This is a genomic window from Anaerobacterium chartisolvens, assembly GCF_003337415.1.
GTDB classification, from domain to species: Bacteria; Bacillota; Clostridia; order Acetivibrionales; family DSM-27016; genus Anaerobacterium; species Anaerobacterium chartisolvens.
In genome coordinates, this window is the sequence record NZ_QPJT01000016.1 from 17,805 (window position 1) to 44,195 (window position 26,391).

Consider the following 26,391-nt stretch of genomic DNA (forward strand, 5'->3'; position numbering starts at 1 on the left):
CTATCTTCTCCACAGCCCCTTTTTATACTTAATATCCTCCTGTGTTACTCCGAAGTTTACATCAGACTCCGTTGTCCCGTCTCCGCTGCTGTATTTTATAACGGCCCCCGTTGCCTCGGTATTGTCAATTATGCGGGCAATCATTGAGCCTTCAAAGTATTCTATAGACTTTAGCAGTATAGATGCCTCAGGCCCATATATACATCCCTTAAAGCTCATCTTTTTTCCCGACGATCCGTCTCCCGACGGCTGCAGCTTGCCTCTGTCTATATAAAGTATAAGATGGTTGGGTGCTACATCCTCATAATCATCATCCTCCTCATCGTCGGCTTTGCAATTTATATTCCCCGTGGCAAACAGATTTTGCACAAACAGGTTTACTTTTCTGCCGGTAGGGTCACCTGTAATTACAATTCTTCCGTCCACCGTCAATATAGCGGAAACCGATATGTTTACATCCCCCTCGGACAAATCAATCTCCAGAATACCTCCCTCCTCAACAGTAAGCCATTTGAATTCCTTTTCCCCTTCCGATGCGGATATTATATATCGATCGCCTTCTTTTATTGTATAATCCAGATTAGAGCTGCTATTGGGGAATTCAAGCCTTGATGTGAATGTGGCGGTTGAGCCTGCCATCGCATCATAGGATTCATCGAAGCCATCGTAGTCAAATTCATTGCCGTAGTAGATATTTGCATTGGTTTCAATGTCGCCGAGTATATCCACTTTCTCTCTGAAATAAAGATCCTCTTTTGCAAACAGGGCATTTTTAAAGGCACTCCTTACCTCCAGCTTCTTAACCAACGTCAATATTGCCCTGTCCGATACGTCGTCCACCGTGCCGGTTGAGGTAATTACTACTTCCCCTGAGGGCTCCTCCCGTACCCTTACGCTGAAGCTGCCCTTTTCCAGAGGAATACTGTCCGACTGCCTGTCTTCTCCCTCTCCCTCAACCATTGACGTATCCCTTGTCTTTATAATGTAGTCCGACACCGCCTCACAGCCCGATCTTGCTATATAGTACGCCTGAGTCCTTTTAACCTGCCTGTCTGCGCGCATCACATCATTTACGCTGTAAAACCACAGAGTCGTCCCCAGAAAGGTAAGCACCATAACCACCATTAAGGTAACAATCATCGCCGAACCCCTCTGGCTGCTTTTTAAATTCACTGTCATAAGCATCTCCCCTCCTTCCTTCAAGTGCTTACATCCCATATACTCGCTTTATACTATAACCCTCACTATTTCCTCCATAGAGGTAATTCCCTGCTTAACCTTTTTATACGCGTCCTGCCTTAACGTTACCATTCCCTCGTCTATTGCCTTCAGTTCTATATCCCTTGCAGAGGATCTGTTAAGTATCATTTTCTGTATTTCCTCCGTAACCACAAGCAGCTCATATATAGCCTTCCTGCCTCTATACCCCGTATTATTACAGTGTATGCATCCGTTAGGGCGAAACAGCGTCACACTCTCCTGCCCATGCTCTGAAGGAAAGTCCGGGGCATTTGCAATAAGCTCTCCGCGGGAAATGTCATAGCTCGTTTTGCACTCCTTGCACAGCACCCTCACCAGCCTCTGAGCAATAATTCCCACAAGAGACGATGCGGTGAGATAGGGCTCAACCCCCATGTCGGCAAGCCTTGTTACGGCACCCGACGAATTGTTTGTGTGGAGGGTGGAAAGCACAAAATGCCCTGTAAGAGCCGATTCAACAGCAATTCGGGCAGTCTCGCGGTCACGTATCTCTCCCACCATTATTATATCGGGGTCATTCCTAAGTATTGACCTTAAGCCCGAAGCGAAGGTCATTCCCGCCCTTGAGCTTGCCTGCACCTGATTTATCCCGTCCATTCGCCTCTCAATAGGGTCCTCGAGAGTAATTATATTTTTATCGGGTGAGTTGAGCTTGGCAAGCGTTGCGTAAAGCGTGGTGCTCTTACCGCTTCCCGTAGGCCCCGTAATCAGAACAAAGCCATATGGAAGCCTCATAATATCGTTGTATTTTTTAAGCTGCATATCAGGAAAGCCCAGCTCGGAAAGGGTTATAAGCCTGTCGCTGCGGTTGAGCAGGCGAAGCGTCAGCTTCTCTCCGTAGGCTGTGGGAAGGCTTGCCACCCTCACATCTATAGTCTTTCCGTCAATTTTCATAGTGATCCTGCCATCCTGAGGTATTCTCCTCTCTGCAATATCCATACTCGCCATGACCTTTATCCTTGAAACAAGCGATGCGTGGAGCCGGGATGGCTGCTGCATGATTTCGTGCAGCACCCCATCAATCCTGAAGCGGACCATAAGCTTTTTTTCATGCGGCTCAATATGCACATCGCTGGCCCCCGCCTTTACAGATTGGTTAAAAATCTGATTTGCAAGCTGAACAGCAGGCTTTTCGGAGGCGGCGTCGGCCATGTCCTGATCGGCATCCTCCTCTTCCGCTGCCGCCTCCTCGCTCTCTATAATGCTTCCCGAGGTAACGAACTGATTTATGGCTGCTCTAAGCTCACTGTCCGCCACAATAGCGGGCTGTATGTCATAGCCTGTAATAAGCCTTAAATCGTCAACAGCTATGATATCCGAAGGATTAAGCATCGCAACCAGCAGCTTGTTTTTTTCAAAGCCAATAGGCATGGCGTTGTACCTGTTTGCAATTTCAGGGGTTATAAGGTTGGCCGCCGTCATATCTATAGGGCTCTCCCTTAACGAAACGAAGGTTGCCCCGGTTTTTCTTGCCATTATCCTTGCAATATCGTCCTCAGTGCAGTAGCCCATCTGGACAAGCGCCTGCCCAAGCAGGCCCTTTCCGTCCTTTTTGCTGTTTTCCTCCTGAAGCACCAGTGCCTCTTCAAGCTGCCTCTCCGTTATTATTCCGTTTTCAACAAGCTTGCTTCCCAAGTAATTCCTTGTGTTTTTCATCACAGCATTACTTCTCCCGTTAATCTTTATTTACGGCACAAAGCATTCATCATTATGCTATAGATAACGAATCGCCTCTATTTTGATATAAAAAATGCCTTTGCGGATATTTCTATAGCCAGCGCGGAAGAGTCGGTACCGGCATTTACACTTACTTCCCCCACGGTAAACAGCCTCTTCGCCGTATTTAAATCCTCAAGCAGCGTCTGCATACCGGCGTAGCCTCCCGTAAAAAAAAGCTTCAGAGGCATTTCGGTATACCCCGTCTTAGGCACCCTCTGATCGAAGGTTATTTTCTGAAGCCTGACATTTGCCCGGCTTGCCATCCTCTCAATACGCTCAATAATGTCATTTTCTTCAGGACCTTCCGGCAAAAGCCCTTCAACAAATTCAGCCTTCCTTTGAAGCTCAGACTGGGAGGATTTAATGGCGGTTAAATTTTCTATTTGAGTCCTGTTACCGTCTATTTGCGCGGCTTGAGCATTTATCATTTCATTTAAAGCATTGTGGTGCTTAAGCTGGTTATAAATGACAAGCCCCATAAACACCACAACCACCGCAAGTATAGCGACAGGCAATATTATGCTTCCTGAGCTCTCTTTAGATCTCACCTCTCAAATTCCTCCTCCGCAGGCAAGCTCCACTTCTGTACCCTTGATACCGCCGCACTTATTTCAAACTGCACACTCCTGCCGGAGCCCGAGCCCTGGCTGGCCGAAAGGCTGCAGCTTATGTCAGCGAGCCCCTTTATCCCTTTAAGCTGCCGGATCCACTCCGCAACGCCGTTATAGTCCCTCGCATAACCCTTTAGCTCTACTTTTGCCGCTTTTCCGTCATACGTGCAGGCTATGCCGCCCAGCCAGACATTTTGAGGAATATTTTCGCTTATATCGTTCATTAACCCTCTCCATTCGGGGTTAGAGCCGGCGGCCTCACGCGCCAGCGCCGAAACAGCCTCAATTTTATTGTATGCTTCAAGGTAGGGCTTCAGCTCCTCGACCCTCGATGCAAGCAATGAATTTTCACCCTCAAGGCTCTTAAGCCTTTGCTGGAGCGCGCTATTGCTTATATAAAATGCCACAAAGGCTGACGCAAAAAGCATTGTAAATATAACTCCAATAAGTATGATCGCTGAAATCCCCCTGTACGCCTTGTTATCTTTTTTATATTCGGAGGGCAATATGCTTATGTTTTTCATGGAAATTATCCCTCCAATCCCCTGAGTGCCATACTGATGCTTATTGCATAATCGGAAGCATCAATTTTTTCCATGCCCGCGCACTCCTTTGACACCTGTATGCTGCTCATTGGATTAAGAACCTCAACAGGCATGTCAAAGCTGTTTTTAAGCTTATCCAAAAGGCCTGGAACCTTAAGCCCTCTTCCGCACAGCAGCAGCTTTGCAATGGTTTCGGAGGAGCTTTGAACATAATAATAATTTATAGACGACTGCATCCCCCCCGCTATAACATCTCCCAGCTCATCCAGCTCATGCGGCTCAAGCCTGCTTTTGTCAATTTCAAAGGAACCTGTCCCGCCCCAATTTATGTGCTGCTTTAAAAATTCTGATATGCTGACGGGTATGAGCCGTGCGAGCCTTGGTACCCCTTTTACCGACAAAAGTATGTTTCCCAGCTCATTTCCAAGCTCAACCACCGCAACCCCTCTTTTCAAATCCTCACCCTTAAGCATTCTGAGCAGGGAGAGAGAGGTTACATCTATGTCTAAGGGCGTTATTTCCGCTGACTCAAAGGCTTTTATAAAGCCGCTCAGCATACTCCTTCTTGCCGCCACGAGCAATACCTCAATGGTATTTGATTCCTTGCTTTCCGGCCCCTCCAGCACTATATAATCCAGAACCACGGTGTTTACGGGCATGGGCAGAAAATCCTGCGCCTGAAAGCGTATCAGATTATCCAGCTTGTCTTGCGGCACCCTTGGAAATGTGGCAAACCGCACAAGCACATCCTGATTGGAAACGGATATTATTGCCTCCCTGACTTTGATTCTGCATTTGTCCCATAGCAGTGAAAGAGATTTACCAAGCTTTTCAGGGTCCAGCACGGCACCATCCTTCACACAGCCCTCCGGCAGCTCTAAGGTACCGTATTTTATAAGCCTCGCAGCATCAGGCCTTCCATGAAGCTCTACAGCCCTTGCCTCATACGCGTCTATCTGCAAGCCAACCGCCTTTTTCCCAAACAAGCCCATATAAATGCACCAACCCCTGTAATATTATTAGCCTTGCCGGTTTTTATAACGATACTATCTTCCAACCTCAGTTACAGCCGTAAACATAGGCAGGTACATGGCTATAAGCATAAGTCCTATGATAGATCCCACTATTACAAGCATAATGGGCTCAATAAGGGCGGTAAGCCCCTTGCTCATTGCGGTAACCTCATCCTCATAAAATTCCGCTATTTTTGACAGAAGAGAGGGAAGGGAGCCTGTCTCCTCCCCCACCGCTATCATCTGTATAACCATGGGAGGAAATATCCCGCTTTCCTCAAGCTCACTGCTTATGCTTTTGCCGTCCTGAATCCTGAGGCTTGCATTCTTTACCGCCTTTTCCACCAAAAAGCTTCCCGAGGTGGGGCCCGCGCTTTCAAGCGCCTGCACCACCGGTATTCCTCCCTCCAGCAATGTCGCCAGAGTTCTGCTGAAGCGCGCCATGACCGACTTGTGTATAAGGGGTCCAAACGCCGGAAGCTTGAATTTAATTATGTCCCAGGTTTTTTTACCCATGGGGCTTTTAACATAGTATGTAAATAGCAGTACAACTGCAACAACAGCGCAAATCCATATATACCATCTGCTTCTTAAGGAATTTGACATATGCATAATAATTTCTGTGGGAAGAGGCAGCTTTTTGTCCTCCGGGAAAAAGCCCATGAAAATGGGAACAATAAACACCAGCATCGCCACAAGAATCATTCCCGCAAAGCCCGCCACCATCTTTGGATAAAAGGTTGCGGATTTTATGCTGTCCTTTAACGCCTTATCCTTTTGAAGCTGTTCCGAAAGGTGCGTCAGAGCCATCTCCAGATCCCCTCCCACCTCTCCGGCGTGTATCATTGATATATAAAGAGGAGAAAAGATTTTGGGGTACGAGGACAGAGCCTCTGTAAAGTTCATTCCTCCTTCTACATTTGAGGCTATTTGCTGAAGAGCGTTTTTTAAAAGTGAATTATCCGACTGTCTCCCCAGCGTATGCAAGGCTCTTGTAAGAGGTATTCCCGCACCAATCATCGCCGAAAGCTGGCGGCTGAAAAGAGCAAGCTCAGAAATTTTCACCTTTTTGCCCCAGTCCAATATGCTGTTAAGAGAAGCTTCCCTGTCCTGCTTTAAATCCAGAACGGAATAGCCCATCTTGCGGAGCTGAATGACCGCCGTCTCCTCCTCTACCGCATCTATCCTTCCTGTAATTATATCCCCCGATTTACTCATACACTCATACATAAAGGTAGGCATTTTTTACTCCCTCCACTGTGCTGCCGTCATTGACGAAAAGCCATGGTTTGGCATCATCCTTTCAAGCTCTATCCTGTCCACGCAATACTCCTGTGCAATTTCCTTTGTAATAATCCCTCTCTGGTACAGCTTAACCAGAGCAAGATCCATAGTCTGCATACCTGATGAATGCCCCGTCTGTATGGCGCTGTAAAGCTGGTGCTCCTTTCCGTCCCTTATAAGGCTTCTCACCGCCTGTGAGTCGGTCATGAACTCAACTGCCGCAGCGCGGCCCTTTAAGTCTCTTTTTGGAACAAGCTGCTGTGAAATTACCGCCCTTAGTGAGTTGGCAAGCTGCTGCCTTATCTGATCCCTCTTATGGGATTCAAAAACATCTACAATACGGCTGATTGTAAGCGGCGCGGTTTGAGTGTGAAGCGTTGAAAAGACCAGATGACCTGTCTCGGCAGCCGTAAGCGCTATGGATATGCTTTCCATATCCCTCATCTCTCCTATAAGTATTACATCGGGGTCATGCCTTAGCACATGTCTCAGAGCATTTGAGAAGGAACGGGTATCGCTTCCTATTTCCCTTTGCCTTATGGAAGACATCTTGTGCTTGTGCAGGTACTCTATAGGGTCCTCTATCGTAACTATGTTCATGCTCCTTGTGCTGTTTATCAGGTCTATCATGGCGGCAAGCGTGGTCGACTTTCCGCTTCCCGTAGGCCCTGTAACAAGTATAATGCCTCTTGTGAGATAGCAAAGCTTCTTTATCTCCTCCGGGAGCCCAAGAGAGTCTATATTGGGAACGTTGTAAGGAACAGTTCTGAACACCATTGCAAGACTGCCCCTCTGGCGCATTATATTTCCTCTGAATCTTGATATACCGGGAAGCGAGTACGCAAAATCAAGCTCAAGCTCCCTTCTCAGCTCCTCCTGCTGCTCAGGCCCTATGGCGGAATCCAGAATACACTGCAAATCATCCGGCTTAAGCGCAGGAAAGCCCTGTGCCTCAAGCTCTCCGTTAACCCTTATGGCAGGAGGCGCACCCGCTACCAAATGAAGATCGGAGCCTTTTTTCTCCACTGTCAGCTTGAGCAGGTGATCGAGGCTGACAGGGTACCCCTGATCTCCGCAATTATATAATTTTGTTTCCTCCGACATAAAAGCCGTCCCCCTTTGCAAGCCGTCATTACTCATCCTCCGCCTCACCCTCCGAGGAGCCCTCAGATCCGCCCTCTATCCAGCCGGAAGGTGCTTCAACAGGCTTATCTATGAGATTAATCATGTCCTTTACCTTCTTTATATTTCCCTGTGTCTCCTCAAGCCACAGCACATAATACGAAGAATCGGAATCCCTTGATACATTCCCCGAGGTCTTAAAGGAGGCCCTGGGCACTCCCGTAAGGCTTGACAGCAAATTTGCCCTTAAATTCAGAACCGACGAGCTGCTGCCGTAATCCACGGGAATCTTAAGCTTTGGAGTCCTGTTAAGTATTTTGCCCATTTCGGTATCTATGCCCCACAACGTACTTTTTACGGTGCTTTCCATCGCCCTTGGGCATATGATCAACAGGCTTTTTGATACCTCCTGATTCAGCGCAAGGGTTTTCACCCCCTCCAGACCTACCTGTGCCAGCCCCGCCAGCGCCTGATCCGCCGTGACAAAGGAGAAATCCATTGCGAATATCGACAGATCCCTTCTGTTGGTGTCTATATCCACTCCCGCCACAACGCTGTTCACGGCATCCAGCTCTCCCGCCTTTCCCATTACCCATATCATTCCGGGGTTGGACTGCACCGTAATAAGCTTTACCTCTATCCCAAGCTGCTGTATTATCGGAGCAAGCGCCGACGCACTCATGTATTTAAGGTTTATTCTTGTAAGCGAGTCATACTCCGTCATATTGTAATTGTCCACTATGTCGAGCTGCTGCACGAGGTTTTTAAGATCCGCTATGGCAGCCTCCGCGCCCTGCGCCCAAAACGCCCCGGTATTTGCTTCAAGTGAGATAATGTTGACTGGGATGCCTACCTTTTGAACAATGGGCTCAAGCTTTTCGGGAGTAATATATTTCAGCTTTATCTCAACTATAGAGTCCACAAATACCCTGTTTTCAGGTACATCCAGCATTTCTATAAGCCTGCCCAGCTTGCTGATTTCCTCAGCGGAGCCCTGCGCCCATATTTTTTTCTGATTTGCCTCAGCCCTTATGGTGGTTACCTTAAGCTCCATATCCGTAATTAATTGAGCCAGCTCCTTTGCAGATATGTGCGACAGCTCAAAGACAGTCAGAGACACATCATCCTTATTTGCGTTTTCCGGCCTGTCGAGAGCCGTTATTACCTCCCTTACCTTTCCCAGCGTCTGGGGTGCGGCCTGTATCCATATTGCCTTTGGGTTGCCGTCCAGCTTCATTTCCTTTAGCTCTAAGCCAAGCTTTCCAAGCTGCGCCGACAGGGCATCGGCAGTAATATATTTAAGAGAGAACCTCGTTATAACCATCTGGCTGAAGAAGCTTTTTTCCAGCATAGAGGCTTTGCCTATTACAAGGGTGTCACCGTCGCGTATGTATTCCAGCCCGTGCTTTTTAAGCACAAGCTCAAGCATCAGGCCGGGAGACATATCCTCCGCGTGCATGGTAACATTCACAGGCTCGTCAAGGTAGATGATGCTTACCCCCATCCCAATTGCCAGAGAGCTTAAAACATCCCTTATGTCGGCCTCAGCCACATCCATTGTTATTGCGGAGGGCGGAGCGTATGAGCGGCGGGCCGGCTGCTGCTCTCCTCCATCGCTGCCTGTGCTTATAATAAGCTTTTGTCCCGGCTGAAGTATTGTGTCGCTGCTTATTTTATTTTTTTCAAGAACGTCGTTCTTATCCACTCCCAGCCTTTTGGCTATAAGATCGACATTATCCCCTTTTTTAACTTGATATACAAATGAAGAGGAGCCTTCCGAAGCAGCTCCCTCAGAGGCCCTTGCACGATAGGCAGTAAAGCATGGGGCGACACCCGAAAGCAACAGCGCAGGCACCATAAGCAATATCAAAACGGCCTTTGCTACATTTATACCGCATTTAGACACCATTATAACTCTCTCCATTCGTCAGTTTGTGCCGGACTTTGTGATTGAGCCGCTCTTGCTTGCCTTAGTCTCCTCCAGCCTTAAGGAAAGCTCCCTTGAGCCCGACTTAAGCAGAACCTCCTTAGGCTCTATGCTCTCTACCGTCCACCCGCCGCCTATCTCATCGCCTAAGCCTACCACATAGGATATGCTGTCGGCGGTTATAATGGCCTGGCTGTTTCCGTTATTTCCTATGACAGTGCCCTTTAAAAGCATAGGGCCTGAGAAGGGATCTCTTGAAGCCGCGGCGGCTCCCGTATTGTCCTCTGCTTTCTCAGCGGCCCCGGTGCTGTCGCTCCTGCTGGTCTGGGGCAGTATCTCCACGCTTTCTCCTTCGGCGCCTGGTGGCTTGCCGTCTGCTGTCGGCTCCGACATCACAGGCGTGCCTCCCGTACCGGGCAGAGAGGCATATACCGCAATCATAACCACGATAAGCACTGCCAGCACACACAGGCTTACGGCAAGAAATTTGTTTTTCTTTATATACTCCTTAAGCTTGCTCTGCTTCCCCCGGCTTACACCGTAATCCTCCTCCGCCATATTAAAAAAACCGTCCCCTTTCGTTTCTTTATCCCCATACAGGCCAAAAAAAGGCATGGAAAATAAGGGTAGTGCCGCAATTGTCCCTTAAGCTTTAAATATGTTCCTTGTTTTAAATTTGCATGTAGCTTTTGAATTATGTGAAAAGTTTGTCTTTTGTATAGAACAGATTAAACAACAAAGAGAGCAGAACATTTCTCTACTCCCTCTCTATTAAAATCACAAAACATCCTATTCTTCCATAGCCGGTGTAACTGTTATTATCCCAGTTTCACTGTTAAATTCCACCTTATAAGGCTTGCTTTTTTCGACTCCTCCAACTGCATAAGGTGTTTTAGGCCACTGAGCCATATATTTAGTCCAAGTCCCTCCTGCTGTACCATCTGCCCAGCTAGTGAAAACCGGATCAGTATCTTTGTTGCTACAATCCGCAATATAAAGAGATGCCGCCGCCTGTAAACTTCTTACATTAGTATTATGCGCCGACTTTTTTGCGTTATCCGTAGTCACATTGTAAATTGGAACTGCAATTGCCACAAGAATGCCCAGAATCACCACGACCACCATCAGCTCAACCAGTGTAAAGCCCTTGTTGTTATTCCTCAGCTTGCTAAAGAATCCGATCATAATTGATCTCCCCCTATAAATATAGAATATGGTTTTTTAAAATTCCGCAGCCCGTCCTTTTGAATAAGAGGGTGTGAATATTGCCGCGTAAAGAGAATGATTATGTAGACATGTTGCAGGGCATTGGTACAGGCTGCCAGAACCTCTATAATATATATATATTATATACGCTTGCGGAAAATATTACAACAGTTTCCTTAGAATTTTTTAACAAGACTATAACAGGATTATAATACATTATGAAGTAAATTTTACAAAAATCAGCCCCGCCGCATTTGCATAATGCGGCGGGGCTGCCTTGAGGCGGGTGTCGGCAAATTAAGTTACATAATATAGAAGCTCACCCATAAATAATCAGGTCTAAAACTTAAGCATCGACGCCTTTAGCACTCCGTCTATGCCCTTTAACGACTCCAGCACTTCATTGCTTACCTCGACATCAACGCTGACAAAAGACACCGCCTTTTCACCCTTGCGGTTTCTGCTCCACTGCATGGCGGCAATGTTTATGTCGGCTTCCCCCAGCATTGTGCCTATGCGTCCTATTATCCCCGGCTTGTCTATGTTCTGTATGGCTATGACATACGGCGTGGGCTCAAAGTCCAGCTTATAGCCGAAGAAGTCGACAATTCTTATTTCCTCTCTGGCAAATACCGTGCCGGATATGCTCTGCTGCTTTTTCTTGGTATGGAACTTAACGGTTATAAGGTTTGTGTACTTGTCCAGCTCGGAGCTCTTGCTCTCAACAAACAGTATTCCCATGTTTTTGATCATAAGCTCTGCATTTACATAATTGACCTTGTCCTTTGATATAGGCTCGAGAAAGCCCTTCAGAACGGAAAGGGACAAAACCCTTGTCTCCATTTCAGCCAAGTCCCCGCTGTATATAATTTCTATCTTCTGCACCGTTTCCTTTTCCGCCTGATAATAGATTTTGCCCAGCATTTCGGCAAGATCGAGGTAAGGCTTAAGGTCTGAGAGATCCTTTACATTCATCGGAGGCATGTTTACCGCCGCAACCATTTCTCCCTTTAAGGCTCCTGCCACAAGCCTGGTTATTTCGGTGCCGACATTGTAATTGGCCTCCTCGGTTGAAGCACCCAGATGAGGAGTTACAATTACATTCTCGAGCTCTAAAAGGGGATTTGTGTAGCTCTGATTCTCGGGGGCCTTGTCATAGCTTGGCTCCGGGTCCAGCACGTCTATGCCTGCCGCCGCCACATGCCCCTCCTTGAGGGAATCGTAAAGGGCCTTTTCGTTTACCAGACCTCCCCTTGCGGCATTTACAATTCTGACTCCCCTTTTGCACAGCTTAAGCTGCTCCTCTCCTATCATTCCATAGGTTTCCTTTGTTTTGGGTGTGTGAAAGGTTATAAGATCGGACTGTGTCAAAAGCTCCTCGAGAGTCTCGCACTTTTCCACACCAAACTTTTTAAACTTGTCGTCGGTTATATACGGGTCATAGGCTATCACCCTCATATTGCTTCCCTTAAGCTTTGTAGCCACTATCGAGCCTATCCTTCCTAAGCCTATAACTCCCGCTGTTTTCCTGTCAAGCTCATTTCCTATGAAAAGGTTTCTTCTGAAGTCCCTGTTTTTGGCTGCAATGTGTACTCGGGGAAGGTTTCTGAATATTGCATACGCAAGTGCCACCGCAAGCTCTCCCGCCGCCATTATGTTGCTCTCAGGGGTGTTTACAACAATAATCCCCCTGCCTGTGCAGGCATTTACATCAATGTTGTCTATGCCGTTTCCCGCTCTTCCGGCGACCTTAAGATTTGAAGCCTTTGAAATAAGCTCTTCATCTACCTTTGTGACACTTCTTACAATAATAGCGTCATACTCTGGTATAACGTCGAGCAGCTCTTCGCGGCTGAGGCCATATTTCGTGTCAACCTCAAACCCTTTCTGTACAAGGTATTCAATGCCCTCATCGGCAATTCTTTCAGTTACTATAACCTTCATTTTGTTCTACCTCCAATAAATATATATTAAATCAGTTTCTCAATAACCCCTGTCAATTCCTTTATGTCGTCAAGAGACGCATCTGCCATATGGGCAATTCTAAAGGTTATATCCTTTAAAGCCCCATATCCGTTGGATATCACATAGCCCATTTCCCCAAGCTTCTTATTAAGGGCTGATACGTCGATTGCCCTTGTGTTTTTTATAGCCGTCACGGTATCGGACATATACCTCTCGTCGGCAAACAGCTCAAAGCTTTGCCTTGACCAGTCCTGAGTATATCGGGCCATTTCCCTGTGGCGAAGGAACCTGTTCTCCTGCCCCTCCTCCATTATTCTGTCCAGCTGGTAATCGAGAGCAAACATATGTGACAGCGACGGAGTTGAGGGATACTGGTAATCCTTCTTTTTTATATAGTTATACAGATCCAGAAGGTCAAAATAAACTCCCCTGAATTCAACCTGCTTTGCAGCTTCCAGAGCCTTGTCGGATATAGAGCACAGAGACATGCCGGGAGGAAGCCCAAGGCATTTTTGGGTTGAGGTAATGCATATGTCTATCCCAAGCCTGTCTACCTCTATTTTTGTGCCGCCCATGGAGCTTACGGCATCCACGCAGTATACCACCTCAGGGTATTTTTTCATTACGGGGGCTATCTCATGAACGGGATTCATTACTCCCGTGGCTGTCTCATTGTGAGTAATTGTAATGAGATCGTACTTTCCCGTTGCAAGCACCTTGTCCACCATTTCAGGTGTTGTCGCCATGCCCGGCTCGGAAGAAAATTTGTCGGCCTGCACCCCGTTGCACACAGCCATTTTATGCCATCTATCCCCAAAGGCACCTATGGAAAACACCGCCGCCCTCCGTCTAGTACAGGAGCGCACAGCTCCTTCCATCAGACCGCTTCCTGAGGAGGTGGAAAGCAATATCTCATTTTGTGTGTACATAAGTTTTTTCATTTTTTCGGAAATGCTTCTCTGCAGAGCCGAAGCGTCCTTAGTTCTGTGTCCCATCATAGGCGTGGCCATTTTTTCCAGAATGTCGCTTTTGACTTCTACCGGCCCGGGAATAAAAAGTCTTTTATGCATAAACCAATACCTCCCAAAAAAGATAATATAAAATGCCAAACCGTTAAAGATCTGACCACTGTATAAGCACAATAAGACACGATACACAAAAAATTTTGTGCAACGAATCAAACAGCCTTGTACTCTGTCCTTTTGCCTGAGAGATTGAGCGGGCGGTTAAAAGCACCCGTCTTGCCCCTTCGGCTCCATTACTGGTCTCTCCAGAGGTTCGTCCTGATGAGGTCTGTTTTACCTGAGAGTGCAACTCCTTCGGTGTCTTTAATAAAGAACTCTCCCCCATCAATCATCCGAGAATATTCAATTAGATATAATTATAAATATTTAGGGAAATAGTGTCAAGGATTATTTTTTTACATCCTCCTGCCCCGCTCTATGAAATCAGCCTCTGGAATTCCTGGCTGTTTCTTATGCCGTCAAAGGCATTGTTTTTTTTGGCCTCGTTTTTATATGCCCCGTCAAGCTCAATCGCCTTTTTAAGGCTGTCAATGGCTATATCGCTTTTTTTCATAAGTGAGTATACCACAGATATGCCGTAAAACAGGCTGCTGTCGCGCGGCTTTGCTTTCATTGCCGCCTTGTACTCCTCAGCGGCGTGCTCGTACCTTCCCATTTCCACAAGTGTTATTGCCATGTTGTAATGAATGCGGTACTCCTCCGGCTTAATATTAAGCCCTTTTTTATATATTTCAAGGGCCTCCCTGTGCTTTCCCTGCCCAGACAGTATAATTCCCAGATTATTATAGGCATCCATAAAGCCCGGCTTCAGCTCAATCACCCTTCTGAAAGCGGCCGCCGCTTCCTCCGCCCTCAGCCCCTCGTCAAGCACAACCCCCATGTTAAACCAGCTTTCATAGCTGTCAGGCCTGATTTCAAGAGCCTTTTTATACGCTTTTGCCGCGTTTGGCCTGTCTCCAAGCTTGTAGAAGGATATACCCGAGTTATAATAAGCGGAATAATCCCCTGGGTTAAGCTTCAATATCCTTCTGAAGCATTCTATAGCCTCCCTGTGCCTTCCTGCCATTGCCAATGCATTCCCCAGCAGCTCATAAGCCTCTCCTGAGGAGCCGTCCAGCCTACATGCCTGCTTAAGCTCCCGTATTGCCGCATCATACTGCTTTGAGGCAAGCCTGCGCCTTCCTTTCTCTATGTGGGCGCTCACTCTCCCTGCATTATCATCCATTCCCTTAGTATTAGCACTCATACCTTTAGTATTGGCACTCATACCTTTAGCACGAGAAATTATTCCTCTGATATGAGAAATTATTCCCCCGATATAAGCGCCTATGCCTTCGGCATGAGAAGCCGCCCGGCCGACCTTCGCCTTTGATTTCTTTTGCGCGTCTTCTTTTCCGGCAGGCCTTATCAGAGAAACGTAAACGCCCTGCTCCCTTAGTCTTTTTACTGCGGTATAATGATCGCTAAAAAGGAATGCTCCGGGAATGACTATGCCGAGGCAAATATACAAAGCCTCCACACTTGTGCTGGTAATAATATTGACATTATTAAAGAAATTGAAAAGCGCGACGGTCATAGATACAATTTGAAGACAAAAAACCAACAGTGTAAGTATTTCTTTTCTCCAAAACAGGCGGCGGGCCATATAAGCAAGAAACAATATCTTTAGTATTATAGTAAAACCCACAATAATTGACATATAATACCCCCTATATTTAATTCCAGACTCCTAAAGCCAAAAATGCTACTCTCCCTGCTTCATCTGCATTTCCTGCCACTGAAGTCTGGTAATCAGCACCTGACGCGGCTTGCTTCCTTCGAAGCGTCCCACAATTCCCCTCTCCTCCATCTGATCCACTATTCTTGCCGCTCTTGCATAGCCTACCTTGAATTTTCTCTGAATCATTGAAACGGATGCCTGCCCCCCTTCAACCACAAGCTCTATTGCCTGAGGAAGCAGCTCGTCGTTATCACTGTTTTTTTTCTCCTCCTCACCGCCGCCTTCACTGTTTATCTCTTCTATAATGCTTTCATTATATTCAGCCTCTCCCGTGGCTTTTATATGCCGTACAATGCCTTCCACTTCCTTTTCGGACACGAAAGCTCCCTTAACCCTTATAGGCTTTGGCTGGCCTATGGGATAGAACAGCATGTCGCCCTTTCCCAAAAGCTTTTCGGCCCCCGCCATATCCAAAATTGTCCGAGAGTCCACCTGAGATGTTACGGCAAAGGATATTCTGGAGGGGATGTTTGCTTTTATTATCCCTGTAATTACATCCACAGAGGGCCTCTGCGTGGCAATGACAAGATGCATTCCCGCAGCTCTGGCCATTTGGGCAAGCCTGCATATTGCATCCTCAACATCGTTGGGAGCTACCATCATGAGGTCGGCCAGCTCATCTATAATTATAACTATCTGAGGAAGCGTCCCCTGTTCTCCCGCTTCCTTCTGAATTTCATTGTAACCCTTTAAATCCCTGACCCCCTTTTCGGCAAACAGCTTATACCTGTTTACCATTTCCTGAACTGCCCAGTTCAAGGCACCTGCAGCCTTCTTGGGATCGGTGACAACAGGAATCAGCAAATGGGGTATGCCGTTATATACGCCCAGTTCCACAACCTTGGGATCTATCATAAGGAGCTTTATCTCCTCCGGCGAGGCTTTATAAATGAGGCTTATTATAAGGCTGTTTATACATACGCTCTTTCCAGCGCCGGTGGCTCCGGCTATGAGCATATGGGGCATTTTTGCTATATCGGCCACCACTATTTCACCCGAAATGTCTTTTCCTACCGCAAAAGCAAGCTTTGAGGGAAATTCAGCAAACTCCGCACAGTCTATAACCTCTCTTAAAAACACGGCCGACATATCCTTGTTTGGCACCTCTATCCCCACTGCGGCCTTTCCGGGTATGGGTGCCTCTATCCTCACTCCCGAGGCCGCCAGGTTTAAGGATATATCGTCGGATAAATTTACAATTTTGCTCACCTTTATTCCGGGACTGGGCTGAAGCTCATAGCGTGTTACCGCAGGGCCCCTGCTTACGTTTATAACCCTTGCCTCCACCCCAAAGCTTTTAAGAGTATCCTCAAGCTTTTTGGCTCCCTCTATTGCCGAATTTCTTATTGCTTTAAAATCAGTATCTCCCTGTAAATTCTGATTCAACAGGTCTATGGGAGGATACCTGTAAGCCACCGCCGCACTATCCTTATCGAGGCTTGCCCCGGCCTCTTCACACAAAGGCTCAGGTGTATCCTGCTGTACGACTTTTCCCTCCCCGGGAGGCTGCTTATCGGTATTTTTTATTTTTCCCACCTCAGCCCCGGTGCTTTTTTTAAGATCCTTCATTATAAACTCTATGGTCTGAACCTCCTGCACCGCGGCAGCCTCCGGCACACCGGCAGCAATGCTGCCTGTCTTTTCCTGAGATTCTCTGGAGGTCTTTTCTATATCAAAATCTATAACATTGGACTCAGCCTTAATTTGAGGCCTTAAATCCTTATCTGTTTTCTTCTTTTTCAAGCCCTCGGATATAAGCCGCACGAATTTTTTATATCCGGCAACAAATAATCCCCTTATATTTCTTATGAAGTTTGCGATTGATATATTCGTAAGCAGAACAATATCTATTATCGATATTGCAGTAAGTATGATTATTGTCCCCAAAACCTTAAAAAGCATTAGAAAGGGTATGCTTATAATACCTCCTATTACCCCTCCTCCCTCGTAATTAATTCCATTTTTATAAAACTTGATAAGGCTGTCAAACACCGTTAAATTCTCAAAATCACCCTCATCATAAAACCCGGTCTGTATAATAGCCGAAAGCAGCAGCAGAAGCACAGTGCAATAAATACACCTTAAATTAAAGTTTTTGTCCTCTTTTCTCAATATGAGAAAAAACGCATAAACCACCATAAGAGGAGGAACAGCCAATGCCGGCAGCCCCATCATCCCTAAAAAAACAACTCTCAGGGTCTCTCCGAACAGGCCCACCGAATTTCTGTAATAAAAGCCGAAGCCTATAAGAATACCTATAGCTAATATTACAATGCCTATTATTTCATGATTATATTTTTTAAAGCCGCTTTCTTTCCTTCTGTATTTCTTTCTGCCAACCTTTTTAGCCGTCACCTTAAATACCCCCAAAAAAAGCGGAGACCCTTATTCCAGTATGAAACAAAGGTGCCTCCTGACTGTATTGCCTGCAATTCACCGGCCGTCTATACAATATATCACATTTTAATAGTATTTTCCATAGCCAATGCCATTTTTTAACCCCGGCTTAATCCCGCCGATGACAGTTCCGGGCTGCAGACCGGGATTAAGATATGCCTTGGGAGAGGTGCTTATGATTCTGTTTATAACATAGCCCCTGTCGTCAAGAGCCATAGCCTGCACCCTCTCCCCCATATACTCAATTTCTATATACCCCGGCGCATCGCCGCTTTTGTCCTGCATATTTCCCATAACCAGCTCGGTTGGTACTATAGAATACAGCATTACTGCAATTCACCCCCTGTATCATTCTTTAGCTTCCCATTAAGGTATCTGTCCTTTTCTATAAACTCATACAGCTTTTTTAACGCCTCTGCAAGCCCTCCCACATCATCTATCAATTCGTTTTTCACTGCTTCCTCTCCAAAAAGGACGGTTCCCACATCGTTTGCAAGCTCTCCCGTTTTGAGCATAAGCTCTCTGAATCTCTCTCTGGTGACATTTGAATTTTTAGACACAAACTCCACTACCCTTTCCTGCATTTTGTCAAAATACTCATATGTCTGCGGAACACCTATAATCATCCCGTTCAGTCGAAGAGGGTGTATAGTCATGGTAGCTGACGGCGCTATAAACGAGTGGTTGGTGGATACCGCCATCGGGACTCCTATGCTGTGCCCGCCTCCCAATACCAACGAAACGGTGGGCTTTGACATGCTGGCAATCATTTCCGCAATAGCGAGGCCGGCCTCCACGTCTCCTCCCACGGTATTTAAAATAAGCAGCAGCCCTTCTATCTGCGGATCCTGCTCTATGGCAACCAATTGAGGTATTACATGCTCATACTTGGTAGTTTTATTTTGGGGAGGAAGCACCATATGCCCTTCTATCTGCCCTATTACAGTCAGGCAGTGAATATTCCCTTTTGGGTTTAAAACAGTGGACTTCCCGAGCTCCTTTATTTCCTCAATTGACTCTCTGCTCCTAACATCCTCACAGTCCGCTTCCTCAGACAGCTTCCCGAAGCTCACCTTATTTTTATTCTCCAATTCATCACATCCTTAGTATGTAATTATTATGGCTTTACCAGATAATTATTAGTATTTATAATTTGTGATGAAAATATTTGTGCCGTTTAAAAATAAATAGAGGGTGTATTTAATTTAAGTGACGAAAATGTTACCAACGAATATATTTTGTGGTAATATAAATGAAAATGCAAATTTTAACTCCCCTTCTATCTTCCCCTCACATTGAGGGGAAGAAAAAGAAGGGCACTGGAGAAGAAAATGAGAAGAACAACGCAGGCGCATGTAAAGCAGCTAGCGAAAGAAATGAGGAGACATCCTACAAAACCTACATGGACCTTCTTTTCCTTCCCCTCGAAGTGAGGGGAAGATAGATAGGGAGCTTATTAAAAATCTGGATTTGGAATAAAACGCCATAATATATTGGCTCTTTTTAACCATTTTTTTTGGATAATTATGCTGTTATGTGAAAAAGGTGCTTCAATTGTAATCCATATGGCGATTTTCCGAAATGCTGTGTCAGATATATTTTATGCACCCATAAATAGAAAAGAATCTATCTGACTAATCATTGTCTAACAGGTTAATTATTGCCGAACATAATCAAAAACACCCGCCTTGAAAGCAGGTGTTTTTGATATTTAATATGAGTAAGTCGTATAAGCCGGGTTCTGTATTTGATGATCATCTGTCTAGGCAATACATTTCTGTAATGCTCAAGCCACCTACCCGGGACTGGCGGGCCGCCAAAATGTCCCTCTGCGGTGTTGCTCCAGGTGGGGTTTACATAGACCGGCAAGTCGCCATGCCGCTGGTGAGCTCTTACCTCACCTTTCCACCCTTACATACCAGATACTAGAAACTAGAAACTAGAGACTAGAAATGCTTCGAAGCGTTTCTGATATTCTGGTATCTGGTATCTGGTTTCTAGTATCTGGTATGCGGTATCTCTCTGTTGCACTTTCCTTGAAGTCGCCTTCACCGGGAATTACCCGGCACCTTCGCCCTGTGGAGCCCGGACTTTCCTCGTGTGCGGCCTTTCGGCACTGCACCCGCGATCATCTGGCTTACTCAAATTATGTATTCGCTTTTTGTAAAGAATATGCCTTGCAAAATGTTCGACTAACATATTCTACTCTGTTATATCAGCTCTGTCAACTGAATCTTAAAGGATCATTTTCCATATTGCTTGCTAAAATATCAACTTTTGGAAATTTGTTTTTCAGCAGCCCTACAATGCGCGGAACAATAATTCTTTCTGTGGCAAAATGCCCCGCGTCTATCGCACAAAGTCCCATGTCACTGATATCCTGAGCCATGTGGTACTTTATGTCCCCCGTGACAAGCACATCGGCTCCCGAGCGTTTAAAGCTTCTCAAGTCTCCGTCAAAGCTTCCGCAAAAGACGGCCGCCCTTTCAATTTTTTTGTCTGTGTTGCCTATTACCCTGACTGTCTGAATGTTAAGTCCGGCTTTAACCCTGCCGATGAATTCCTCCATGCTCTCAGGCCCAGGCAGAACTCCCGACCTTCCCATGCCGTACTGCCTGCCCTTTATCTCCAAGGGATATATGTCGTATGCCGGCTCCTCATACGGGTGAACCTTAAGCATGGAATCTACAACCCTGCCCAAAACTCTTTCAGTGGCAACCGTCTCAATTTTACACTCGTTGACACTCTCCAGCTTCCCTATGCTTCCTATGTATGGGTTTGTACCCTCAAGGGCTTTAAATGTCCCTATCCCCCTTCCGGTGAAGGAGCAATGGCTGTAGCCTCCAATCCATCCCCCTCCCGCCTCCGACATCGCGGACCTCACGCTGTCGGCATTCTCTTCAGGCACAAATACCGCTATCTTAAACAGCTTCTCATGCCTGTGGCTGTTGAGGTTTTGTATGTTTTGCAGTCCAAGGCTTTCAGCCAGACACTGGTTTACCCCTTCGGAAGCTGCATCCAAATTTGTATGGGCACTGTAAACAGCTATGCCGTTTTTTATGAGCTTATATATAAGCCTGCCCTTGGCATTGTCGGATACAATACTTTTTAAGCCCTTGAATATTAAAGGGTGGTGCGATATTATCATATCCGCTCCAAGGCATACCGCTTCTTCTGCAACCGCTTCCGAAGCGTCAAGACAAATCAGTATTCTTTTCACTCTTTGCTCCCTGCTGCCAAGCATTAATCCTATATTGTCCCAGTCCTCCGCCAGAAATGGCGGCGCTATTTCCTCCATAATATCTATGATTTCACCACATTTAAAGTCCATGTACCATCCCTCCTATGATATTATATTTAATATTTTATCCAATTCCCGGATTCTCTCGTCAAATTTTTGTCTTATTTCAACTCCTTTATCTCCCGCAGCTTGAAGCTCCTTTAAAGCATTTTCAAGCTGGCTCCTTTTTCTTTCAATATATTTTTCAAGAAGGGGATCTCTTTTTGAAATCAGCTTTTCTCCTATGTAATAATAAATTTCATCCAGCTCCCTTTCCTTGCCTGTCCAGCGCGAGCATATAACTCCATAAAGCTTGCTTCCTTCCGCCGCAAGCTCCTCGTCATATATTTCAAAGCCTCTTCCGTACAGCCATTTTCTCACCAGCTCTGCGGCATTCATGGGCTGGAGTATGAGCCAGCTTGCCCTTTTTGCCGTCTCAAAGCCCTTCTCAAGTATATTGTTTATAAGAGTTCCTCCCATTCCCGCTATTACTATAGCATCCGCCTCACCCGGAAATACAGCGTCAAGCCCATAGCCCAGCCTGGCCTCAATAAAAGCTTCAAGCCCAAAAAGCTTTATGTTTTGCTTTGCGGCATTCAAAGGCCCAACACCTATGTCGCAGGCCACAGCCCTTCCGCATCTTCTGTTTTTTACCAGACATACGGGTATGTATGCATGGTCGGTGCCCACATCACAAAGAACCCTGCAATTGGGAACCTTATCTGCTATAAGCTTTAGCCTGCCTTTTATTTCCATATATTTTCCCCTGTTTTTATATTATTTTATATATTATCGTACATAATAATAATATAAATATAACATGCAGGCAAATTAAAATTTTGTATTTAAAATATAAGGAGTGTTTTAATTTGGTTCAAAGCTTCAGAGGGAAGAATATAAAGGATGTTGAGGCGGCTCCCGACACAATAATGCACAATGCCGAGCTCACCACAGAGGGCAGAAATAAAAAATCCTCCGATAAGTCCTTAAGCATGAGCTTTAAATGCTTAAACAGTGAAAATATTGACACCTTCCTAGAAAAAAAGGATAAATAAGCTTTTTTTAGCTTATCTATCCTTTTGGTGGGCCTTCAGGGACTCGAACCCCGGGCCAACCGGTTATGAGCCGGTTGCTCTAACCAACTGAGCTAAAGGCCCCAGTGGCTCCCCAAGTAGGACTCGAACCTACGACCCTGCGGTTAACAGCCGCATGCTCTACCAACTGAGCTATTGAGGAACATCTTCGCCGGCGACATTTTTATCACCGAGCACATACTATATTATACTTACACAGGTACATAAGGTCAATACCTTTTTTTATTTATTTGAAACTTTTTTTAAGATGCTTTAATGAGATGCTGCTCCCTTATGCTTTATGAGCATTTCACGCAGCTTGGCGGCGTGTATTCCCTCATCCTCTGCAAATTTCTTAAATACCGACTTAACCTCTTCATCCTCTATGCGCTTAGAATACATTTCAAAATCCCTCACCATTTCCATTGAGTTTTCCCAAGCTCTTAGCAGTCTGTCATAGGTGGTAAGCTCCACTCCCGCAAAAAGATCCGTCTCATTCGTGCTTATTGTACCGTAATCCATTCAATTGCCTCCTTTTTTTCCATACAATAGAATTTTTATTGCGCCAAATCATGATATTCTCCGCAAATTATTTTTTGTAACGGTATATTTTTTATCCATGTTATATTTTTACTTTTTCAAAAACACCTCATATACTATATAGGACGCGATAAAGATTTTACAAACATAGAGGATATAATTGCTTACAGAAATTTTTAATAGCAACGTAAGACTCTAAGAGTCTTCAAGATGCCTTGCGGGGAAATGTCTCCCGGGTCTGTCATCAGGCACTTTTCTTAGATGTATTCCTTACGGGTCAAAAAAATTTCTTCCATCAAGTTATATCCTCCATGTAAAATCTTTATCTCTACATATACTGATTGCTGCACACTATAAAAAAAAACTCGATTTTTTCGAGTTTTTTTAGTCCAGATAGTCCTTCAGCTTTTTGCTTCTGCTTGGATGCCTTAGCTTTCTTAAGGCCTTTGCTTCAATCTGACGAATCCTTTCCCTCGTCACATTAAACTCCTTGCCAACCTCTTCTAAGGTTCTTGCCCTTCCATCATCCAGTCCGAAGCGAAGCCTGAGCACCTTTTCCTCCCTCGCAGTAAGGGTATCCAGAACATCTATAAGCTGCTCCTTCAGCAAGGTAAATGCCGCAGCCTCGGCAGGCGCAGGCGCATCATCATCGGGTATAAAATCTCCAAGATGGCTGTCCTCCTCCTCACCTATAGGAGTTTCAAGAGATACAGGCTCCTGTGATATTTTCATTATCTCCCGTACCCTCTCCACAGACATGCTCATTTCCTTTGCGATCTCCTCTGGATGAGGCTCCCTTCCCAGCTCCTGAAGAAGCTGTCTCGAAACCCTTATGAGCTTGTTTATTGTTTCAACCATATGCACAGGAATTCTTATGGTTCTGGCCTGATCCGCAATTGCTCTGGTTATGGCCTGCCTTATCCACCATGTCGCATAGGTGCTGAATTTATACCCTTTTCTGTAATCAAATTTTTCAACAGCCTTAATAAGACCTAAGTTTCCTTCCTGAATCAAATCAAGAAACAGCATTCCTCTGCCAACATACCTTTTTGCTATGCTTACCACAAGCCTTAAATTAGCTTCGGCCAATCTTCTTTTCGCTTCCGAATCACCCTTTTCCATTCTCTGTGCCAGATCAATTTCATTGTCGGCAGATAAAAGGGGTACTTTTCCTATTTCCTTAAGATACATCCTTACAGGATCATCTATGCTTATGCCTTCAGGAATAGTGATATTAAGATCATCCTCGGTAATCTGTATGTCTTCCATTTCTGCTTCAATATCGCCAACTACGTCTATTCCCATGTTTTCTACTGTTTCATATATCTTCTCTATTTGCTCCGATTCAAGCTCTACGTCTTCAAAAGCGTCCATTATTTCCTTATAGGTAAGCATACCTTTAGACTTACCCTTTTCAACCAGTTCCTTTAAAATTATCTTTCTGTTATCATTGCCCGATTTCAATCCTTCCCCCTCCTTTCTTGTCCAAGCATCCTCACAAACTCTTTTGTTCCTTTAGCTTTACAGCAAGTGAAATATATTCCGACTTTAATTTTTCAACATCTCCCTTTTGTAAACTATCACTGTTATTCCCCAGCAACAACTGCAGCTCCTTCATTCTCTTCTCTGTTGCATGTAATTTAATGCTTTTTATCTTTTCATACACAGCCTTCTTATAATCTTCACACCTGCTTACCTCACTGACTATTCCGGCAAATTCGCTTGAATACCGGCTATCCAATAAATTCATAAGCTCCGCGGGAGTAACCGCCTTATTTTCATCAAGCCTGTCTACTAACATTTGCGCGATATGTTTATTATATTCATCAGTGAAATCATCAATACATATATCAGCCTTTACCGTCTTGTAAATACTGCTGTCGGCACAAAGGAGCACCAATAACATTCTCTCGTCATATATGGCTTTGGCCTCTCCGGGGTTTTCATTTGTTGCCCCGCTTTTTTTTACCGGACCGGCCGGTCTGCCGGCCAATGCCTTAAAGCCACCTTTAGGCCTAAGCCTCTTATATACTTCAGAATTTAAGGCTTCAGGCGATATATCATACTCTGAAGAGAATTTTTTTACATACATTTCTCTCTCTACCAGATTGTCAACCTTTGCCATTAATTCGGCAGCCTTGTTCAAAAAAACTATTTTTCCTTCTATTTCATCTGTAGCCGTCGTGGCCGTTTGCTTTTTTAAAAGCTTAAGCTTATATTCAATGAGAGAAACAGAACCTTTTAATAAGTCTCTGAAGCCTTCCTCACCGTTCTTTCTGATATACTCGTCGGGGTCTTTTCCCTCGGGAACCTGCAAAACCTTTACATTGCAGCCTATATCATTCAATAAATCCAAACCTCTTAAAGTAGCAGCCTGCCCCGCCATATCGGCATCATAGGCTATTATAATCTCCTCCGCGTACTTTTTAAGTAATCTTCCCTGACTCTCTGTAAGTGCCGTTCCCAGTGAGGCCACGGTATTTATTATTCCATTCTGGTGAAGAGATATAACATCCATATAGCCCTCTACCACAATTAATTGCTTTTCCCCGGAATTTTTAGCCATATTGAGGGCATACAGGTTTTTACTCTTGTTATACACCTTAGTTTCGGGAGAATTCATGTATTTAGGCATTGACGAGTCTATCACTCTTCCTCCGAAGCCTATTATATTTCCCCGTATATCAAATATAGGAAACATTATTCTGCCCCGAAACCTGTCATAGAATCCACCTTTTTTGTTTGTCAGCACCAGACCGCTTTCCGCTATAATCCCTTCGTCAAAACCCGCGGCAGACAAATGCTTGTACAGCATACTCCAATCCTCAGGGGAATATCCAATACCGAACTTTCTTATTATATGTCCGCTTATACTTCTGTTTTTTAAATATTGTCTGGCCTTTTCACCCTCCTTACCGTTTAAACTGCCATAAAAAAATCTGGCAGCCTCGGTGTTTATCTTAATTATTTCCTGTCTTATACGGGCCTTGTTTTTTTCTTCCTCTCCATCTCCGTCAGGCAATTGTATTCTGGCCCTATCCGCTAAAAATTTTACCGCGTTAATAAAGTCGAGATTTTCTATACTCATTATAAAATGAATAACGTTTCCACCTTTTCCGCAACCAAAGCAATAATATATCTGCTTTGAGGGCACCACACTGAAGGAAGGTGTCTTTTCCTTATGAAAGGGACAAAGTCCGAAATAATCCCTTCCTTTCCTTTCAAGCTTAACATACTGCGAAACAACATCTAAAATATCATTGTTTATTCTTACTTCTTCAATTAACTCCTCTGGGTAATTATTATACATTTTATTTCCTTAAATACATATTTCCTTGTCTCACTTTTCCCAACTTGTTATCTTAATATCTGTTCGACATAATTATTAATATTCCTTCTTTTTTATTAAATAATAGTACGAAATTATATTAAACGCGTAATATGTTAAAATAAAAACTCATCTCAAAAATCTTAAGAGATGAGAAAACATTAAATGTATTCTACATAAGCAACCGCTTTCCCTTCTTACCTGAATAAAAAATATTAAGTACTTTTACTCTGTTATTTTCTCTTGTTTTTTACAATTTTATACCTGTACATGAAAATTATACTATATGTATTCATAAGAAATTTACAGTAATACA

General features: G+C 44.9%; 23 protein-coding genes, 2 tRNA genes, 1 other RNA gene and 1 riboswitch. Of the genes, 2 read left to right on the plus strand and 24 right to left on the minus strand.

The genetic code is table 11. The features are described from left to right. The 16 genes from DFR58_RS13760 to DFR58_RS13835 all read right to left on the minus strand — a co-directional run bounded on the left by DFR58_RS13760 (position 1) and on the right by DFR58_RS13835 (position 18,945). A complete protein-coding gene (locus DFR58_RS13760; RefSeq protein ID WP_147273180.1) occupies positions 1 to 1,179 on the minus strand; it encodes a pilus assembly PilX N-terminal domain-containing protein in 1,179 nt (392 codons plus the stop codon). A 48-nt stretch (positions 1,180 to 1,227) separates the two neighbouring features. Continuing rightward, on the minus strand, positions 1,228 to 2,916 hold the full coding sequence (locus DFR58_RS13765) for a GspE/PulE family protein (protein WP_114298434.1): 1,689 nt from the start codon (positions 2,914 to 2,916) through the stop codon (positions 1,228 to 1,230). A 77-nt stretch (positions 2,917 to 2,993) separates the two neighbouring features. After that, complete coding sequence (gene pilO / locus DFR58_RS13770; RefSeq protein ID WP_114298435.1) at positions 2,994 to 3,527, minus strand: type 4a pilus biogenesis protein PilO; 534 nt, start codon at positions 3,525 to 3,527, stop codon at positions 2,994 to 2,996. Beyond that, positions 3,524 to 4,114, minus strand: a complete 591-nt coding sequence (locus tag DFR58_RS13775) for a PilN domain-containing protein (protein ID WP_114298436.1) — start codon at positions 4,112 to 4,114, stop codon at positions 3,524 to 3,526. The genes pilO and DFR58_RS13775 overlap by 4 nt, the downstream gene beginning before the upstream one ends. 5 nt (positions 4,115 to 4,119) lie before the next feature. Next, on the minus strand, positions 4,120 to 5,127 hold the full coding sequence (gene pilM, locus DFR58_RS13780) for a type IV pilus biogenesis protein PilM (protein WP_114298437.1): 1,008 nt from the start codon (positions 5,125 to 5,127) through the stop codon (positions 4,120 to 4,122). 54 nt (positions 5,128 to 5,181) lie between these two features. Beyond that, the gene (locus DFR58_RS13785; protein WP_114298438.1) at positions 5,182 to 6,390 is read right to left on the minus strand and encodes a type II secretion system F family protein; all 1,209 of its coding nucleotides are present in this window, start codon (positions 6,388 to 6,390) and stop codon (positions 5,182 to 5,184) included. Positions 6,391 to 6,393: 3 nt separating this feature from the next. Then, positions 6,394 to 7,536 (minus strand): type IV pilus twitching motility protein PilT, encoded by a 1,143-nt coding sequence (locus DFR58_RS13790; RefSeq protein ID WP_114298521.1) that lies wholly within the window; start codon positions 7,534 to 7,536, stop codon positions 6,394 to 6,396. A 28-nt stretch (positions 7,537 to 7,564) separates the two neighbouring features. Continuing rightward, positions 7,565 to 9,478, minus strand: coding sequence for a secretin N-terminal domain-containing protein (locus DFR58_RS13795; protein ID WP_114298439.1), 1,914 nt, complete (start codon positions 9,476 to 9,478; stop codon positions 7,565 to 7,567). 3 nt (positions 9,479 to 9,481) lie between these two features. Continuing rightward, positions 9,482 to 10,096 carry a hypothetical protein gene (locus DFR58_RS13800; protein WP_114298440.1) on the minus strand — a complete coding sequence of 205 codons (615 nt, stop codon included), beginning with the start codon at positions 10,094 to 10,096 and terminating at the stop codon, positions 9,482 to 9,484. A gap of 174 nt (positions 10,097 to 10,270) precedes the next feature. Beyond that, positions 10,271 to 10,666 (minus strand): type II secretion system protein, encoded by a 396-nt coding sequence (locus DFR58_RS13805; RefSeq protein WP_114298441.1) that lies wholly within the window; start codon positions 10,664 to 10,666, stop codon positions 10,271 to 10,273. 360 nt (positions 10,667 to 11,026) lie between these two features. After that, positions 11,027 to 12,631 (minus strand): phosphoglycerate dehydrogenase, encoded by a 1,605-nt coding sequence (gene serA / locus DFR58_RS13810; RefSeq protein WP_114298442.1) that lies wholly within the window; start codon positions 12,629 to 12,631, stop codon positions 11,027 to 11,029. Between the two features lie 26 nt (positions 12,632 to 12,657). Beyond that, entirely contained in the window at positions 12,658 to 13,722 is a 1,065-nt protein-coding gene (locus DFR58_RS13815) for a pyridoxal-phosphate-dependent aminotransferase family protein (protein WP_114298443.1), read from the minus strand. A gap of 114 nt (positions 13,723 to 13,836) precedes the next feature. Then, positions 13,837 to 13,936, minus strand: a riboswitch (glycine riboswitch). Positions 13,937 to 14,092: 156 nt separating this feature from the next. Beyond that, the gene (locus DFR58_RS13820) at positions 14,093 to 15,376 is read right to left on the minus strand and encodes a tetratricopeptide repeat protein (RefSeq protein ID WP_114298444.1); all 1,284 of its coding nucleotides are present in this window, start codon (positions 15,374 to 15,376) and stop codon (positions 14,093 to 14,095) included. A gap of 45 nt (positions 15,377 to 15,421) precedes the next feature. Continuing rightward, positions 15,422 to 17,812, minus strand: coding sequence for a DNA translocase FtsK (locus tag DFR58_RS13825; protein WP_114298445.1), 2,391 nt, complete (start codon positions 17,810 to 17,812; stop codon positions 15,422 to 15,424). Between the two features lie 108 nt (positions 17,813 to 17,920). Beyond that, positions 17,921 to 18,181 carry a YlzJ-like family protein gene (locus DFR58_RS13830; RefSeq protein ID WP_114298446.1) on the minus strand — a complete coding sequence of 87 codons (261 nt, stop codon included), beginning with the start codon at positions 18,179 to 18,181 and terminating at the stop codon, positions 17,921 to 17,923. Beyond that, on the minus strand, positions 18,181 to 18,945 hold the full coding sequence (locus DFR58_RS13835; RefSeq protein ID WP_114298447.1) for a ClpP family protease: 765 nt from the start codon (positions 18,943 to 18,945) through the stop codon (positions 18,181 to 18,183). Before DFR58_RS13835 ends, DFR58_RS13830 begins: the two co-directional genes overlap by 1 nt. A gap of 161 nt (positions 18,946 to 19,106) precedes the next feature. Here DFR58_RS13835 and DFR58_RS13840 point away from each other — a divergent pair, with 161 nt between their 5' ends. After that, on the plus strand, positions 19,107 to 19,298 hold the full coding sequence (locus tag DFR58_RS13840) for a hypothetical protein (protein WP_114298448.1): 192 nt from the start codon (positions 19,107 to 19,109) through the stop codon (positions 19,296 to 19,298). A 269-nt stretch (positions 19,299 to 19,567) separates the two neighbouring features. Here DFR58_RS13840 and rnpB read toward each other — a convergent pair. The 3 genes from rnpB to DFR58_RS13855 all read right to left on the minus strand — a co-directional run bounded on the left by rnpB (position 19,568) and on the right by DFR58_RS13855 (position 21,890). Next, an RNA gene (gene rnpB, locus DFR58_RS13845) (RNase P RNA component class A) lies at positions 19,568 to 19,998 on the minus strand. 80 nt (positions 19,999 to 20,078) lie between these two features. Continuing rightward, the gene (locus tag DFR58_RS13850) at positions 20,079 to 21,185 is read right to left on the minus strand and encodes a Nif3-like dinuclear metal center hexameric protein (protein WP_114298449.1); all 1,107 of its coding nucleotides are present in this window, start codon (positions 21,183 to 21,185) and stop codon (positions 20,079 to 20,081) included. A 12-nt stretch (positions 21,186 to 21,197) separates the two neighbouring features. Continuing rightward, positions 21,198 to 21,890 carry a tRNA (adenine(22)-N(1))-methyltransferase gene (locus tag DFR58_RS13855; RefSeq protein WP_114298450.1) on the minus strand — a complete coding sequence of 231 codons (693 nt, stop codon included), beginning with the start codon at positions 21,888 to 21,890 and terminating at the stop codon, positions 21,198 to 21,200. A 113-nt stretch (positions 21,891 to 22,003) separates the two neighbouring features. Between DFR58_RS13855 and DFR58_RS13860 the strand changes: the two genes are divergently transcribed. Then, positions 22,004 to 22,189: a hypothetical protein gene (locus DFR58_RS13860; RefSeq protein ID WP_114298451.1), complete on the plus strand. Its 186-nt coding sequence runs from the start codon at positions 22,004 to 22,006 to the stop codon at positions 22,187 to 22,189. A gap of 25 nt (positions 22,190 to 22,214) precedes the next feature. Here the strand turns inward: DFR58_RS13860 and DFR58_RS13865 are convergent. The 5 genes from DFR58_RS13865 to dnaG all read right to left on the minus strand — a co-directional run bounded on the left by DFR58_RS13865 (position 22,215) and on the right by dnaG (position 26,057). After that, positions 22,215 to 22,291 (minus strand) — tRNA-Ile (locus DFR58_RS13865). 3 nt (positions 22,292 to 22,294) lie between these two features. Further along, positions 22,295 to 22,370 (minus strand) — tRNA-Asn (locus DFR58_RS13870). A gap of 110 nt (positions 22,371 to 22,480) precedes the next feature. Next, complete coding sequence (locus DFR58_RS13875) at positions 22,481 to 22,729, minus strand: ferritin family protein (RefSeq protein ID WP_114298452.1); 249 nt, start codon at positions 22,727 to 22,729, stop codon at positions 22,481 to 22,483. A 402-nt stretch (positions 22,730 to 23,131) separates the two neighbouring features. After that, positions 23,132 to 24,211, minus strand: coding sequence for an RNA polymerase sigma factor RpoD (rpoD, locus tag DFR58_RS13880; RefSeq protein ID WP_114298453.1), 1,080 nt, complete (start codon positions 24,209 to 24,211; stop codon positions 23,132 to 23,134). A gap of 31 nt (positions 24,212 to 24,242) precedes the next feature. After that, complete coding sequence (dnaG, locus tag DFR58_RS13885; RefSeq protein WP_114298454.1) at positions 24,243 to 26,057, minus strand: DNA primase; 1,815 nt, start codon at positions 26,055 to 26,057, stop codon at positions 24,243 to 24,245. Between the last annotated feature and the right edge of the window lie 334 nt (positions 26,058 to 26,391).